The 14387-nt window shown below is 61.8% G+C and carries 13 protein-coding genes, 1 pseudogene and 1 other annotated feature; of the genes and pseudogenes, 11 read left to right on the top strand and 3 right to left on the bottom strand.

All coding sequences use genetic code 11. The annotated features are described in order from the left end of the window. The first annotated feature begins 195 nt into the window (after positions 1–195). Positions 196–1170 carry a GlxA family transcriptional regulator gene (locus tag VDQ28_RS14085; protein ID WP_323036537.1) on the top strand — a complete coding sequence of 325 codons (975 nt, stop codon included), beginning with the start codon at positions 196–198 and terminating at the stop codon, positions 1168–1170. Positions 1171–1225: 55 nt separating this feature from the next. Here the strand turns inward: VDQ28_RS14085 and tyrS are convergent. Beyond that, positions 1226–2478, bottom strand: a pseudogene (tyrS, locus tag VDQ28_RS14090) (tyrosine--tRNA ligase). A gap of 64 nt (positions 2479–2542) precedes the next feature. Here tyrS and VDQ28_RS14095 point away from each other — a divergent pair. Together VDQ28_RS14095 and VDQ28_RS14100 are read left to right on the top strand one after the other, a co-directional pair. Further along, a complete protein-coding gene (locus tag VDQ28_RS14095; protein WP_323036538.1) occupies positions 2543–3622 on the top strand; it encodes an anhydro-N-acetylmuramic acid kinase in 1080 nt (359 codons plus the stop codon). Between the two features lie 152 nt (positions 3623–3774). After that, positions 3775–5018 (top strand): IS3 family transposase gene (locus VDQ28_RS14100; protein ID WP_416349375.1). Its coding sequence is split into 2 segments (ribosomal slippage): positions 3775–4078 and positions 4078–5018, totalling 1245 coding nucleotides; the frame shifts between segments, so codons are not numbered across the junction. Beyond that, positions 4071–4187, top strand: a sequence feature (AL1L pseudoknot). It overlaps the preceding gene by 117 nt. Positions 5019–5099: 81 nt before the next feature. Here VDQ28_RS14100 and VDQ28_RS14105 read toward each other — a convergent pair. Then, positions 5100–5693: a TetR family transcriptional regulator C-terminal domain-containing protein gene (locus tag VDQ28_RS14105; RefSeq protein ID WP_323036539.1), complete on the bottom strand. Its 594-nt coding sequence runs from the start codon at positions 5691–5693 to the stop codon at positions 5100–5102. Beyond that, positions 5690–6343, bottom strand: a complete 654-nt coding sequence (locus VDQ28_RS14110; protein ID WP_323036540.1) for a TetR family transcriptional regulator C-terminal domain-containing protein — start codon at positions 6341–6343, stop codon at positions 5690–5692. The genes VDQ28_RS14105 and VDQ28_RS14110 overlap by 4 nt, the downstream gene beginning before the upstream one ends. 250 nt (positions 6344–6593) lie before the next feature. On the opposite strand from VDQ28_RS14110, the gene VDQ28_RS14115 reads away from it, so the two are divergent. The 8 genes from VDQ28_RS14115 to VDQ28_RS14150 all read left to right on the top strand — a co-directional run bounded on the left by VDQ28_RS14115 (position 6594) and on the right by VDQ28_RS14150 (position 14061). Beyond that, a complete protein-coding gene (locus tag VDQ28_RS14115) occupies positions 6594–7007 on the top strand; it encodes an ACT domain-containing protein (protein ID WP_323036541.1) in 414 nt (137 codons plus the stop codon). Positions 7008–7012: 5 nt separating this feature from the next. Beyond that, positions 7013–8263: a Zn-dependent hydrolase gene (locus VDQ28_RS14120; protein WP_323036542.1), complete on the top strand. Its 1251-nt coding sequence runs from the start codon at positions 7013–7015 to the stop codon at positions 8261–8263. 129 nt (positions 8264–8392) lie between these two features. After that, positions 8393–8716, top strand: a complete 324-nt coding sequence (locus VDQ28_RS14125; protein ID WP_323036543.1) for a hypothetical protein — start codon at positions 8393–8395, stop codon at positions 8714–8716. Between the two features lie 31 nt (positions 8717–8747). Continuing rightward, a complete protein-coding gene (hydA, locus tag VDQ28_RS14130; RefSeq protein WP_323036544.1) occupies positions 8748–10202 on the top strand; it encodes a dihydropyrimidinase in 1455 nt (484 codons plus the stop codon). Further along, positions 10202–11002, top strand: a complete 801-nt coding sequence (locus VDQ28_RS14135; protein WP_323036545.1) for an ABC transporter ATP-binding protein — start codon at positions 10202–10204, stop codon at positions 11000–11002. Before hydA ends, VDQ28_RS14135 begins: the two co-directional genes overlap by 1 nt. Next, positions 10999–11892 carry an ABC transporter permease gene (locus VDQ28_RS14140; protein ID WP_323036546.1) on the top strand — a complete coding sequence of 298 codons (894 nt, stop codon included), beginning with the start codon at positions 10999–11001 and terminating at the stop codon, positions 11890–11892. The genes VDQ28_RS14135 and VDQ28_RS14140 overlap by 4 nt, the downstream gene beginning before the upstream one ends. A 281-nt stretch (positions 11893–12173) precedes the next feature. Further along, positions 12174–13013: an ABC transporter permease gene (locus VDQ28_RS14145; RefSeq protein ID WP_323038131.1), complete on the top strand. Its 840-nt coding sequence runs from the start codon at positions 12174–12176 to the stop codon at positions 13011–13013. Between the two features lie 40 nt (positions 13014–13053). After that, the gene (locus tag VDQ28_RS14150; RefSeq protein WP_323036547.1) at positions 13054–14061 is read left to right on the top strand and encodes an ABC transporter substrate-binding protein; all 1008 of its coding nucleotides are present in this window, start codon (positions 13054–13056) and stop codon (positions 14059–14061) included. The last annotated feature ends 326 nt before the right edge of the window (positions 14062–14387 follow it).

Here is a 14387-nt window from a genome sequence, read left to right on the forward strand (position 1 = left end):
GTTGGGCAAAGACTAGCAGGGTTGCAGGGGCGCGTTTGGCAATATACGAACGAGAAATGTCAAAAACCGAAACCATCTTTGCCCCGTCGACACAGCAACTGGATATTGCGGTGCTGGTTTTGCCGCGCGCTTCGATTCTCGAGGTGGCGTCGGTGCTCGACCCGTTGCGAAACGCCAACCGCCAGTTGGGACGCGATGCGTTCCGCTGGCGGGTTGTCTCGCCGGATGGTCGCGCCGGTGCCGTTGACTTGCGGCATCGAATTGCCCAGTCACGGCGACCTGTCGGCCGCCGATGGGGCGGATGCGCTGATCGTTATCTCGGGCTACGGGCAGGCCGAAGTCGCGACGCGCGGATTGATCACCCAATTGCGACGCATGGCGGTGCGGTTTCGCGCCTTGGGTGGCGTGGACGCGGGGCCTTGGGTCCTGGCGCGCGCGGGTTTGCTGCAAGGGCACCGTGCCACGGTGCATTGGGAAGACCTCGAGGACTTCGCCAGTGCGTTTCCGGGCGTCGATGTCGTGGCGGATCGCTATGTGATTTCAAACAACCGCTTTACCGCAGGTGGGGCCGTACCTGCCGCGGATATGATGCTGCATCTGATCGGTGCACGCTGCGGAGCCGGGGTCGCAGGGCAGGTTGCCGATAGTTTTCTCTATGACGCGCGCGCTGATGGCAGCCGACCGCAGCGCACGGGCCTGGTGCCCGGCGCGCGCGACCCGCGGTTGTCGCGGGCTCTGACGGTGATGGGGCAGGCGCTGGAAGAACCTGTTCCACTGGCGCAGATCGCCCGGACGGTTGGCGTTGGCATTCGACGGCTGGAGCAATTGTTCCAGGACGGATTGGGCCAGGGACCGGCGGCGGCCTATCTGGAATTGCGTTTGCAACTGGCACGACGCATGATCGCCGATACACGCCATTCGATCCAGGAAATAGGACTGCGCTGCGGCTTTGCGGATCGCTCAGGGTTTTCGCGTGCGTATCGGCGCCGATTCCAGATGTCGCCCATGCAAAGCCGCCACGCCAAACCTGTCGCGAAAATGTCAGACATTAAAACATCTGACCTTAACGCCAAGTCTTCAGGATCTGTCCGGGCCTCCCGAATTGCGCGTAGTACCGGAAATCGTGACCGCCCGGTGGTCACGATGTCCCAATTGGAAACCAAACAATAGTTTTAAATACAAAGAGTTGCGGCTTTGACTTCTCGCAGTGTGGTAATGTATGACTTTAACCAACAGTGATCATCGCGTGCCGTTTCCGACCGGCGGTCAGTTTTACCGGTTCTGACAAATCTGACATTTGCAGGACCAGACCCGGGTCGCTTACCAGGGCATCATTCAGCCGTGCGCCGCCCTCTGCAATCAGGCGTTTGGCATCTTTGCCCGATTTCGCCAAGCCAGACCGCACGAACAACTGCACAATGGACTGGCCTTGTGCGGCCTCATCGGCCGACAAGGTCACAGTTGGCAAATCCTCGCCGGTGCCGCCCTGTTCGAACACCGCGCGCGCCGTTGCCTCGGCGGCGCTGCCGCCGCCTCGGCACCGTGACAGAGCGTCGTCACTTCATTGGCCAGGATGATTTTGCCCTCGTTGATCTCGGAGCCTTCCAGCGCCCCCAGACGGTCGCATTCCGCGACCGGCAACTCAGTGTACAGTTTCAGGAACCGGCCCACATCGGCGTCGGTCGTATTGCGCCAGAATTGCCAGAACTCATAGGGGCTCAGCAAATCGGCATTCAGCCATATCGCGCCGCCCTGCGATTTTCCCATCTTGCGCCCGTCCGACGTGGTTAACAGCGGCGTTGTCAGGCCGAAAATCTGTGCATCGGCCACGCGCCGCGTCAGGTCGATCCCGTTGACGATATTGCCCCATTGATCCGAGCCACCCATCTGCAACAAGCACCCTTGACGCCTGTAAAGCTCCAAGAAATCATAGGCTTGCAGGATCATGTAATTGAATTCGAGGAAGCTCAGCGATTGCTCACGATCAATCCGGGATTTCACGCTTTCAAACGACAGCATCCGGTTGACACTGAAATGACGCCCGATGTCGCGCAAGAATTCCAGATAGTTCAGCCCATCCAGCCACGCGGCGTTGTTCAGCATGATCGCGTCTTGCGCGCCATCGCCATAGGCCAGGTATTTCGCAAACACCTGCTTCATGCTGTCGATATTCTCGTCGATTGCCGCGTTGGTCAGCAACGGGCGTTCGTCGGCACGGAACGACGGATCGCCCACTTTGGTCGTGCCGCCCCCCATCAGCGTGATCGGCTTGTGCCCCGCTTTCTGGAACCAGCGCAGCAGCATGATGTTCAGCAAATGCCCAACATGCAGCGATTTCGCCGTCGCATCATACCCGATATAGGCCGGAACCACATCTTTGAGCAGCGCCTCGTCCAGCGATTGCAAATCGGTGCAATCGGCCAGAAAGCCGCGCTCGATGATGGTGCGCAAGAAATCAGATTTTGGTGTATACGTCATTTTGCTTGTCCTCGGCCCGCAGGTCGGGCTGTCTATAGACCGAAGGCAGGGGTAAGGGAAAGCCATGTTGAAAGCGGGAACGCACCGAATTCTGGGCACGATGTCAGGAACCTCGCTGGATGGGGTGGACGCGGCGGTGCTGATCACCGACGGCGTTGACATCGCCGGTTTTGGCGAAACGGCTTACCGCGCCTACACCGGCGAAGAGCGCGCGGTCTTGCGCGCCGCATTGGGGGCGTGGCCCGGTGATCCACGCGCGGATGCGGCGGCGGAGATCGTCGAGCTTGCCCATGCGCAACTCTGCGCCCAATTTGACGCGATTGAACTGGTGGGCTTTCACGGTCAAACCCTCGCGCATGAACCGGGCGGACGCGGCACGCATCAAGTGGGTTCCGGCGAGGTCCTGGCGCAAGCTCTGGGCTGGCCGGTGATCTCGGATTTTCGCACGGCGGATGTGCGGTTGGGCGGGCAGGGCGCGCCGCTTGCGCCGTTTTTTCATCATGCCCTTGCCAGACATATCGGCGCCAAGGGGCCAACCGTGTTTCTGAACCTGGGCGGAGTCGCCAATGTCACCTGGTGCGACCCGGGCATCGCCAAACCTGAACACGCGTGCCTTGCCTTTGATTGCGGCCCGGGGAATGCACCGATGGATGACGTCATGCGCATCCGGCGCGGCCTTGCGCGCGACGAAGACGGGGCGCTTGCGGCACAAGGCACGCCCGATGCCGCATTGCTCGACAGCTTCGTCAACCACGCCTTCTTTCGCCGCATCCCGCCAAAGTCGCTGGATCGTGCGGCGCCGGCCCCCGATGTCTCGGCGCTCAACGATGCCGACGCCCTGGCCACACTCGCCGCAGCAACCGCCGCCGGCGTGGCCTTGGCGTTCGAGCATTTTCCAAAACCGCCCGTGCGTCTGCTGGTTTGCGGCGGCGGGCGTCACAACGCGACCTTGATGACGATGATCGCCGCGGGTTGCGATTGCCCGGTCGCACCCGTCGAATCGGTGTCTCTGGATGGCGACATGATCGAAGCGCAAGCCTTTGCCTATCTCGCCGCGCGCGTGGCACAGGGCTTGCCAACCTCCGCCCCCGGAACCACCGGAGTCGCAGCGCCGGTGGGCGGTGGCACCCTCAATCACCCCTGACACGTCTTTGTTCCGGAAATATCCTGCGGGGGTGAATGGCCAACGGCCAGAGGGGGCGCAAAGCCCCCTGCGCGGAACGCGCCGAAAGATCGGGGCTCGATTGAACCGCCCCGGGTTTACCGGAGGGCAAAACTCTCGGAGAATTGCCCGTTATGGAACATGCACAAAAGAAGAAGACTTCGAAGCCGTATTCACCCGAGTTCCGCGAACGCGCGGTGCGGCTGGCGATGGAACACCGCGATGATTATCAAAGCGAAGCTGCAGCGCTGACAGCGATCGCGGGCAAATTGGGCTGTTCGCCGGACAGTCTTCGCGTTTGGATGCGACAGGTCCAGCGCGATGGCGGCGAGCGGCCGGGACCTACCGGCGTCGAGATTGCGCGGATCAAAGAGCTTGAACGCGAGAACCGGGAATTGCGGCAGGCGAACGAGATCCTGCGCAAAGCTTCAGCGTATTTTGCCCAGGCGGAGCTCGACCGCCCGTTTCGCAAATAATTGATTTCATTGAGGAAAGCCGAGAGGCATTCGGGGTCGAGCCGATCTGCAGGGCGCTGCAGTTTGCCCCATCCACCTATTATGACCGACGTGCCATTGCACGTGATCCTGACCGGGCTTCAGCCCGGGCCAAGTCTGATGCCGCCTTGAGCCTCAAGATCGATGCGGCCTGGGATGCGAACCGCAAACTCTATGGCGCGCGGAAAGTCTGGCATGTCTTGCGACGGCAGGGTGAATACGCTGCCAGATGCACGGTGGAGCGGCTGATGCGCCGTCTGGGCCTCAGGGGCGTGGTTCGCGGCAAAAAGGTCATCACAACCAACCCTGACGCATCGCTGCCATGCCCCGATGACAAGGTGAACCGTCTCTTCATGGCAGATCGGCCGAACAAGCTGTGGGTTTCAGACTTCACTTACGTGCCCACATGGTCGGGGACGGTCTATGTTGCCTTCGTGATTGATGTATTTGCCCGACGGATCGTGGGGTGGCGCACCTCAACTTCGATGAAGACGCAGTTCGTGCTCGATGCGCTGGATCAAGCAATCTGGCAAAGAAAGACTCCAGATAACAAGAGCTTGGTGCATCACTCGGATCGAGGATCCCAATATCTGTCGATCAAATACACCGAACGCCTAGCCGAGGCGGAGATCGATCTCTCTGTCGGGACAGTCGGTGACGCCTATGACAACGCACTGGCCGAGTGCGTCATCGGCCTCTTCAAAACGGAGGTAATCAACCAGATCGGGCCTTGGAAATCAATGCGCGAGGTTGAATGGGAAACCCTGAAATGGGTCGATTGGTATAACAACCGCCGCCTACTCGGCCCTATCGGATACATCCCGCCCGCAGAAGCAGAGGAGGCGTTCTATGCAAACCTGAACACACTCGATATGGTCGCCTAGTCGTTGAACAAATCACCCTCCGGTAAACCCGGGGCGGTTCAGATGCCCCGGTCTTTCGGGCTCCCTCATCGCCAGGGCCAATCACGGTGCCAGGAGCCGGTCGAACAACGTTTCCAGAAACGCCTCGGCACCGTCCATCGGGTCGTTGTCGCCGCGGATCAGCCGGATTTGCGCGTCGAAATCGGCATAGTGCTGGGTCAGCGCCCAGATTGAAAAAATCAGATGATACGGGTCCACGGCAGCCAGCCGTCCATCGTCGATCCAGGCGCGGATCACGGCGACCCGGTCCTCGACCAAGGCCTTGAGGGCGCCCGCGATGGCATCGGTCAGTCGTGGTGCGCCTTGCAGGACTTCATTGGCGAACAGGCGGCTCTCGCGCGGGTAATCGCGCGACATTTGCAGCTTGCGCCGCATATAGCCCATGATTTCGTCATGCGGGTCGCCCTTGGGCGCAATGGCGCGCAAAGGTGCCAGCCAGATGTCCAGCAGATGATCCATCAAGGCCCGATGCATCGCGTCCTTGCTGTCAAAGTAATACAGCAAATTCGGCTTCGAGAGCCCCGAGACTTCGGCGATCTGATCCAAAGTCGATCCGCGAAACCCGTTGGCGGAAAACACCTCCAGCGCGGCTTCCAGAATACGCTCTCGATTGCGGCGCTGAATGCGGGTGGTCATGCGTCCGGCCCCGGATCAAGGCCGATGCCGCGCAGGATGACGCCGCAGACGGTCTCGGTTGCCTCGTGCCATTGGTGATCCTCCAGGGCGCCACTGTTCAGCGTCTCGATCTGATGCGCGAAATCGGCGTAGTGCTGGGTGGTCGCCCAGATCATGTAGAGCAGCCAGCGCGGATCGACATTGCGCATCTGGCCCGCGTCGATCCAGCCGCGAATGACGGCGATGCGGGTGTTTGTCCAGCGGCGCAGCGTGGTCTCCAGATAGTCCTGGATGATCGGCGCGCCATGCATCACCTCATTGGCCCAGACCTTCGAGCCATAGCGATGCTCGCGGCTCAGTTGCATCTTGCGGGTGATATACTGGCGCAGCGCCACCTCGGGCGAAGCCGAGGTTTCAAAACTGTCGGCGGCGGCAAGCCAGATGGTAAAGATCCGCTCGACGACGCGGCGATAGAGTTTCTCCTTGGAGGAGAAATAATAATGCAGGTTCGCCTTGGGCAATCCGCTGGCCTGGGCGATGGCCTGCATGGTGGCGCCGCCGAACCCTGATTCCGCGAAAACCACCTCGGCTGCATCCAGGATTACCCGTTCGGTTTCCTCGCGCATTTCGGCGCGAGTGCCAGGTTTTTCAGCGCCCTCGGTGTGGCCCATGCGCGGTTTGCTCCCGTCCTCAAACTGTTTTCGGCCCCTGTTGTTTGCGGGCTGGAAATAATCTTGACTGAATGGTCAAGTCTGCTAGCGTCCTTGTATTCAGGCAAGGTTTTTCTTGCGTGGAGGATCAAGAATAGGCGCGGCTGCGTGCCCTGACAACCCAGGGCGCGCCGATTGAAACGACAGACCAGACGCATCCCCCAAGACGTCCACACTCTGGGTGCGGCGTTCCGGGGCAGGGAGAGATTGCATGGCACCGCCAACGGTCCTTCGCACACGCGCCGAGATGCTGCGACAGATGCGGCCCGAGCGGGTTGCGGGCCGGTTCATGTTCCAGTCGATCCCCGAAGAGGATCTCGCGGATCGGATGTCCGCAATTCAGGGCCTGTTTCGCGAATCCGAGGGCATCTCGGTGATCGTGCCCGCCGAGCCGGGCGCGGCGGGGGCAATGGCGCAAATCACGCTTCAGGCGTATTCGGCGCTGGACGGCGTCGGGCTGACGGCCGCGGTTTCGGGGGCTTTGGCGCAGGCGGGGATCGCCTGCAACATGGTGGCCGCGTTGAACCACGATCATGTGTTTGTGCCCGAGGCCGATGCCGACCGGGCCCTGAAAATCCTGCGCGACGTGTCGCGCTTCTCGAAACAGACGGACCAGAAAGGGTAGACACCATGCCAGCACCCGGCAAGAACCTGCGGATCAATCCCGACCGGCTGTGGGACAGCCTGATGGACATGGCCAAGATCGGCCCGGGCATCGCCGGCGGCAACAACCGCCAGACGCTGACGGACGAAGATGGCGAAGGTCGGCGCCTGTTCCAACGCTGGTGCGAAGACGCGGGCATGAGCATGGGCGTCGATGAGATCGGCAACATGTTCGCCACCCGCCCGGGCACCGACCCGGACGCGCTGCCGGTCTATATGGGCAGCCATCTGGACACGCAACCGACGGGGGGCAAATACGACGGCGTGCTGGGTGTTCTGGGCGCGTTGGAAGCCGTACGCACGATGAACGATCTGGGTATCAAGACCAAACACCCGATTGTCGTGGTCAACTGGACCAACGAAGAGGGCACGCGCTTTGCCCCGGCGATGCTGGCCTCGGGCGTGTTTGCCGGGCGGCACACGCTGGATTGGGCGAATGACCGGGTGGATGCCAAAGGCAAACGGTTTGGCGATGAGTTGGAGCGGATCGGCTGGAAAGGCGACGAAAAGGTGGGAGACCGCAAGATGCACGCCTTGTTCGAGTTGCATATCGAACAGGGCCCGATCCTGGAGGCCGAGGGCAAGGATATCGGCGTGGTGACCCACGGGCAGGGCTTGCGTTGGGTTGAATGCACGGTGACGGGCAAGGAAAGCCACACCGGCTCGACGCCGATGGCGATGCGCAAGAACGCCGGTCGCGGTTTGGCGTTGGTAACCGAGCTGGTGCATGAAATCGCGATGAAGAACCAGCCGAACGCGGTGGGCGCCATCGGCCATATCGACGTCTACCCCAACAGCCGCAATATCATCCCCGGCAAGGTGGTGTTCACGGTCGATATGCGCACGCATATTCTGGACAAGCTGAATGCGATGGTCGCCGAGCTGATGGAGCGCGCGCCGAAGCTGTGCGCGGATATTGGCGTCACGTTCGAGGCGCAGATTGTCGGACAGTTCGACCCGCCCGCCTTTGACGAGGGCTGCGTCGGGGCGGTGCGTCGGGCTGCCGAGCATCTGGGGTATGGGCATATGGATATCGTCTCGGGCGCGGGGCATGACGCCTGCTGGATCAATGACGTGGCACCGACCGCGATGATCATGTGCCCCTGCGTCGACGGGCTTTCGCATAACGAGGCCGAGGAGATCTCCAAGGATTGGGCCGCGGCGGGCACGGATGTGTTGCTGCACGCGGTTCTGGAAACGGCAGAAGTGGTCGGGTGAGGGGGGCGGCGCGCGGGGGCATCGAGCCCCCTTGCGCCGGTGGGGGCCAGCCCCCACGCCCCCGCCGGGCGGGTTTTCCACCCGCCCGGACCCACCCGGAGGATATTTGGAGAACAAAGACGAGAGCATATGGCGGGGTTGGGACCAGACTCGGAGATTGCGCGGATCGAGGCCCGGTTGGATGCGGAGATGGCGGCATTCCGCACGGATACGCGTTTGGCGCAGGGGTCTTTGGCGGCGTTTGCCAAGGCGCGGATTGTGCCGCGCGCGGTGACGGTGAATTTTTCGGGCGGGTTTGCGCATCGGTGTTATTCGGTTACCCGCTCGGATGGGACCTACCGCGTGATTTACATGCCGCGCGCCGACTATTTTGCGCTGTGCGTCGAGAGCGTGTTCGGGCCACTGGATATCGGCGTTCATGGCGGCGCGATCGAATGCCATTCATCGGTTTGAAGAGAGACAGAGACATGACAGGGGGAAGACCATGAGCACGATCATCAAGAACGGCACGATTGTCACCGCAGACCTGACCTACAAGGCGGATGTGCGCATCGAGAATGGCGTGATCACCGAGATCGGGCCGGACCTGAAGGGGGGCACCGAACTCGATGCGACGGGCTGTTATGTGATGCCCGGCGGGATTGATCCGCACACGCATCTGGAAATGCCGTTCATGGGCACCTATTCGACCGATGATTTCGAGAGTGGCACGCGGGCGGCCCTGGCGGGCGGCACGACGATGGTGGTGGATTTCGCGCTGCCCAGCCCCGGGCAGGGTCTGCATGACGCCTTGCAGATGTGGGACAACAAATCGACCCGCGCCAATTGCGACTATTCGTTCCACATGGCGGTGACCTGGTGGGGCGAGCAGGTGTTCAACGAGATGGAATTGGTGGTGCGCGACCGGGGCATCAACACGTTCAAGCATTTCATGGCCTATAAAGGCGCGTTGATGGTCAACGACGACGAGATGTATTCCTCGTTCAAACGCCTCGCCGAACTGGGCGCGACGGCCATGGTCCATGCCGAGAACGGCGACGTGGTGGCGGAACTGACCGCCAAGCTGTTGGCCGAGGGAAACACCGGCCCCGAGGCCCACGCCTATTCTCGCCCGCCGCAGGTCGAGGGCGAGGCCACCAACCGCGCGATCATGATCGCCGATATGGCCGGCGTGCCGCTGTATGTGGTGCATACGTCTTGCGAGGACAGTCACGAGGCGATCCGCCGGGCGCGGATGCAGGGCAAGCGCGTCTGGGGCGAGCCGCTGATCCAGCACCTGACGTTGGACGAATCCGAGTATTTCAACCCGGATTGGGACCACGCCGCGCGCCGCGTCATGTCACCACCGTTCCGCAACAAAAAGCACCAGGACAGCCTGTGGGCGGGGCTGCAATCGGGGTCGCTCAGCGTGGTTGCGACGGATCACTGCGCCTTTACCACCGCGCAGAAACGCACCGGCTTGGGCGATTTCTCGAAGATCCCGAATGGCACCGGCGGGTTGGAGGATCGGATGCCGATGCTCTGGACGCAAGGCGTCGCCACCGGCCGCCTGACGCCGAATGAATTTGTCGCGGTGACCTCGACCAATATCGCCAAGATCCTGAACTGCTATCCAAAGAAAGGCGCGGTTCTGGTCGGCGCGGATGCGGATCTGGTGGTCTGGGATCCGGAAAAGGAAAAGACCATCACCGCCAGCGCGCAGCAATCCGCGATTGATTACAACGTGTTCGAGGGGCACCACGTCATAGGCCTGCCGCGCTTCACCCTGACCCGTGGGCAGGTCGCCGTGCATGACGGGGAAATCCGCACCGAGGAAGGCCACGGCAGGTTTGTGAAACGCGAGCCCAACGCCACCGTCAACAAGGCGCTGAGCCAGTGGAAGGAACTCACCGCGCCGCGCCCCGTGCAGCGCTCGGGCATTCCGGCGACGGGGGTGTAATGAACGACCTCTCATTGCAGGCCGTGATCGAGGCCAGGAATCTTGGCCTCACCTTTCAAACCAACGATGGCCCGGTTCATGCCCTCAAGGATGTGACGCTGACCATCAACAAGGGCGACTTTGTCAGCTTTATTGGCCCTTCGGGCTGCGGCAAGACCACGTTCTTGCGCACCATTGCCGATCTGGAGCAGCCGACCTCGGGCACCCTGTCGGTCAACGGCATGACCCCCAGCGAGGCCCGCATGGCCCGCGCCTATGGCTATGTGTTTCAGGCGGCGGGGCTGTATCCGTGGCGCACGATCGGCGGAAATATCCGGCTGCCGCTTGAAATCATGGGGTTTTCCAAAGCCGAGCAAAAGGAGCGCACGGCACGGGTGCTTGAGCTGGTCGAACTCGGTGGGTTCGAAAAGAAATTCCCCTGGCAACTGTCGGGCGGCATGCAGCAGCGGGCCTCGATTGCGCGCGCGCTGGCGTTTGATGCCGATATCCTGCTGATGGACGAACCCTTTGGTGCCTTGGATGAAATCGTGCGCGACCGTTTGAATGAGGAACTCCTCAGCCTGTGGGCGCGCACCGAAAAAACCATTGCCTTTGTCACCCACTCGATCCCCGAGGCGGTGTATCTGAGCACCAGGATTGTCGTGATGAGCCCGCGCCCGGGGCGCATCACAGACGTTATCGACAGCCCACTGCCCAGGGAACGCCCGCTGGGAATCCGCGACAGCCAGGCCTTTATCGACATCGCCCACCGGGTGCGCGAAGGGCTGCGGGCCGGGTATGACGAGGCCAGTGAACCATGAGCCGTGCCCTGCCAGTTCTCACCGTTGTCGCCGCGCTTTTGGCGGCGTGGTATGTCGCCGTGGTGCCGATGAATGCGCAATGGGAGCGCGATCAGGCGGGCCGCGCGGGCACGGACTTGGGTTTTGGCCAATTGGTCGCCAACACCATGTCACAAGATCGCCCCGTCCTGCCCGCGCCGCATCAAGTGGTGGCGGAGCTTTGGAACTCGACGGTGGTCGAGGAATTCACCGGGCGGCGCGGATGGTGGCGGTCTGGCAGCTTGTCGAATCGCAGCCTGATCTATCACGGCTGGGTCACGCTGACCGCGACGATGCTGGGCTTTGTCATCGGCACTGGCGCGGGGATTTTGCTGGCCATCGGCATCGTCTATAACCGGGCCATGGATGCCAGCGTGATGCCCTGGGCGATCGCCAGCCAGACGATTCCGATCATCGCCTTGGCACCGATGATCATCGTGGTGTTGAACTCGATCGGAATTTCCGGCCTGGTTCCCAAGGCGATCATTGCCGCCTATCTCAGCTTTTTCCCCGTCGTCGTGGGCATGGTCAAGGGCCTGCGCGCGCCCGATGCGATGCAGTTGGACCTGATGAAAACCTATTCGGCCTCTGGGTTTGCGGTGTTCCTGAAGCTGCGCTTGCCGATGTCGATGCCGTTTCTGTTCGCCTCGCTCAAAGTGGGGATCGCGGCGGCGCTGGTCGGCACGATTGTCGGTGAATTGCCGGTGCAGCAGGGCGGGTTGGGCGTGCGGCTGTTGTCGGGCAGCTACTATGGCCAGACCGTGCAGATCTGGGCGGCGTTGTTCGCGGCGGCGATTCTGGCGGCGGGTCTGGTGGGGATCGTGGGTATCATAGAACGGCGGACCCTGCGCCGCATGGGGATGGCAACATGAGCCGGTTCCTGACAGTACCGGGGGCATGGCAACGATTGGCCATGACGGTGGCGGTTCTTCTTGCGGTGGCGCTGGGCGCGACCGGCGCGCCGGCGCAGCCGTCGGGCCTGGTTCTGGCGCTGCTGGCGGCGGCGGTCGTCGCGGCCTTTGTCTATCGCAGACGCCATCCGGCGATCTGGCGGATCCTTTTGTTGCTGGGCATCTGGAACCTGTTGCTCTTTGCCGCGTGGGGCTTGGCCCTGCACCAGACCGGCGCGGAATTGGCGGGGTTTTGGGCGGCGATGGCGGCGGTCTGGCTGGGGGGCTGGACGCTGGTGGCCTTTGTCGCCGAGCTTCGCCCGAGGGGCGGCTGGTGGGCGCGGGTGAAACCGCTGATCGCGCCGCTGGTGTTCGGGGTCACGGTGCTCTGGGCGTGGGAAACGGTGGTCAAGGCGCTGGATGTGCCGCGGGTGATCCTGCCTGCGCCCAGTGCAATTGGTCTGCGGCTGTCGCAGTCCACGGATATCTTGTGGACAGATCTGGTGCAGACCTTTGTGCGCGGCACCCTGTCGGGTTTTGCCATTGGCTGCGGCGCGGCGATTGTCTTTGCGCTGGTGGTGGATCGCTACACCTTCCTGCGCCGTGGCTTGCTGCCGGTGGGGAACTTTCTGGCGGCCCTGCCGATCATCGGCACCGCGCCGATTTTCGTCATGTGGTTCGGCTTTGACTGGCCCTCCAAGGCGGCGGTGGTGGTGGCGATGGTGTTCTTTCCGATGCTGGTCAACACGGTGCAGGGGCTGGCCTCGACCGAGGCGATGCAGCGCGACCTGATGCGCACCTATTCCGCCGGCTGGTGGCAAACCCTGATGCGCCTGCGTCTGCCTGCCGCCATGCCTTTTATTTTCAACGGGCTCAAAATCTGTGCCACACTGGCGCTGATCGGGGCGATCGTGGCCGAGTTTTTCGGCTCGCCAACCCGGGGCATGGGGTTTCGTATTTCCACTGAGGTCGGGCGCTTGCAGCTTGACATGGTGTGGGCTGAAATTGCCGTGGCGGCGCTGCTGGGATCAGCGTTCTACGGTTTCTGGGCTCTGCTCGAAAAACGGGTGACCTTTTGGCACCCGTCGCAACGCAGCAGATAAAAACGGCCCATCAGGGCCGATCAACACGGAGGGAATGACTATGTCGAAATACACTTTGATCGGAATGACTGCGGGTCTGGCTTTGGCGGCGGGTGCAGCCAGCGCCGATAGCCACGGCGGCATGGATGATGTCACATTGCAGCTCAAGTGGGTGACGCAGGCCCAATTCGGCGGCTATTACGCGGCGCTTGAGAACGGGTTCTACGAGGAAGAGGGCCTGAATGTCACCATTCGCCCCGGTGGCCCCGATATCGCCCCCGTGCAGGTGCTGATGGGCGGCGGCGCGGATGTCATGGTGGACTGGATGCCGTCGGCGCTGGCCGCGCGTGAACAGGGCGCGCCAGTGGTCAACATTGCCCAGCCCTTCGTGCGTTCGGGCATGATGCTGACCTGCCTTGCGGAAACCGGGATCACCACACCCGAGGATTTCCGTGGCCGCACGCTGGGCGTCTGGTTCTTTGGCAACGAATATCCGTTCCTGTCGTGGATGAACCATCTGGGCATTCCGACTGACGGCGGTGAAAACGGTGTCGAGGTCCTGCGTCAGGGCTTCAACGTCGATCCGCTGCTGCAACGTCAGGCCGATTGCATCAGCACCATGACCTATAATGAATACGGTCAGGTGCTCGATGCCGGGATCACGGCGGATCAACTGGTGACCTTCAAATACGAGGACCAGGGCGTCGCCACGCTGGAAGACGGGCTCTATGTGCTCGAAGCCAATCTTGAAGACCCGGCCTTTGTGGATCGTATGGCCCGATTCGTGCGCGCCTCGATGCGTGGCTGGGAATGGGCGGCCGAGCATCCCGAAGAGGCCGCGATGATGGTTCTCGACAACGACGAGACCGGCGCGCAGACCGAGGCGCACCAGATCTTCATGATGAACGAAGTGGCGCTGTTGACCGCGGGTTCCACCGGCGTTCTGGACGAGGACGCCTATAATCGCACGGTGCAAACCCTGTTGGGCGGCGGTTCTGACCCGGTGATTACCGCCGAGCCTGTTGGCGCCTTCACCCATGTTGTCACCGACGCGGCCATGGCGAACTGAGGCCTTTGTGCATCACTGAGAGATCAGGCCCGGCGATTGATTTCGCCGGGCCTTTTTTTGTTCATTCGACTGAGTCCGGGCCAAGTATGCCGATTTCTTGGCAAACTTCCGATGTTAACATTTGAGTCGCGGCACCCCCGGACGCGTCTGGATCGGTCAAGCCCGAAAACCTTACAAAAGGGTGAAAATTCTCGTTGACCGAGGCTGTCACATACGTCAGTTTGTGCAAGCCGACAAAAGGGCCACAAGATATAGTAAGGCCCGCACCGAGCAGTGAAAAATAAATCGACCTTATCAGGTGTGCCAATTCTGCGGATTGGCAATGC

It is taken from the genome of Pararhodobacter sp. (assembly GCF_034676545.1).
Taxonomy (GTDB): Bacteria; Pseudomonadota; Alphaproteobacteria; order Rhodobacterales; family Rhodobacteraceae; genus Pararhodobacter.

What these genes read in the sequence shown, in the direction of transcription:
- VDQ28_RS14085 (WP_323036537.1), top strand. Translation starts at nt 196, where the DNA reads ATGCGTTCCGCTGGCGGGTTGTCTCGCCGGATGGTCGCGCCGGTGCCG.
- VDQ28_RS14095 (WP_323036538.1), top strand. Translation starts at nt 2,543, where the DNA reads ATGTTGAAAGCGGGAACGCACCGAATTCTGGGCACGATGTCAGGAACC.
- VDQ28_RS14105 (WP_323036539.1), bottom strand. Translation starts at nt 5,693, where the DNA reads ATGACCACCCGCATTCAGCGCCGCAATCGAGAGCGTATTCTGGAAGCC.
- VDQ28_RS14110 (WP_323036540.1), bottom strand. Translation starts at nt 6,343, where the DNA reads ATGGGCCACACCGAGGGCGCTGAAAAACCTGGCACTCGCGCCGAAATG.
- VDQ28_RS14115 (WP_323036541.1), top strand. Translation starts at nt 6,594, where the DNA reads ATGGCACCGCCAACGGTCCTTCGCACACGCGCCGAGATGCTGCGACAG.
- VDQ28_RS14120 (WP_323036542.1), top strand. Translation starts at nt 7,013, where the DNA reads ATGCCAGCACCCGGCAAGAACCTGCGGATCAATCCCGACCGGCTGTGG.
- VDQ28_RS14125 (WP_323036543.1), top strand. Translation starts at nt 8,393, where the DNA reads ATGGCGGGGTTGGGACCAGACTCGGAGATTGCGCGGATCGAGGCCCGG.
- hydA (WP_323036544.1), top strand. Translation starts at nt 8,748, where the DNA reads ATGAGCACGATCATCAAGAACGGCACGATTGTCACCGCAGACCTGACC.
- VDQ28_RS14135 (WP_323036545.1), top strand. Translation starts at nt 10,202, where the DNA reads ATGAACGACCTCTCATTGCAGGCCGTGATCGAGGCCAGGAATCTTGGC.
- VDQ28_RS14140 (WP_323036546.1), top strand. Translation starts at nt 10,999, where the DNA reads ATGAGCCGTGCCCTGCCAGTTCTCACCGTTGTCGCCGCGCTTTTGGCG.
- VDQ28_RS14145 (WP_323038131.1), top strand. Translation starts at nt 12,174, where the DNA reads ATGGCGGCGGTCTGGCTGGGGGGCTGGACGCTGGTGGCCTTTGTCGCC.
- VDQ28_RS14150 (WP_323036547.1), top strand. Translation starts at nt 13,054, where the DNA reads ATGTCGAAATACACTTTGATCGGAATGACTGCGGGTCTGGCTTTGGCG.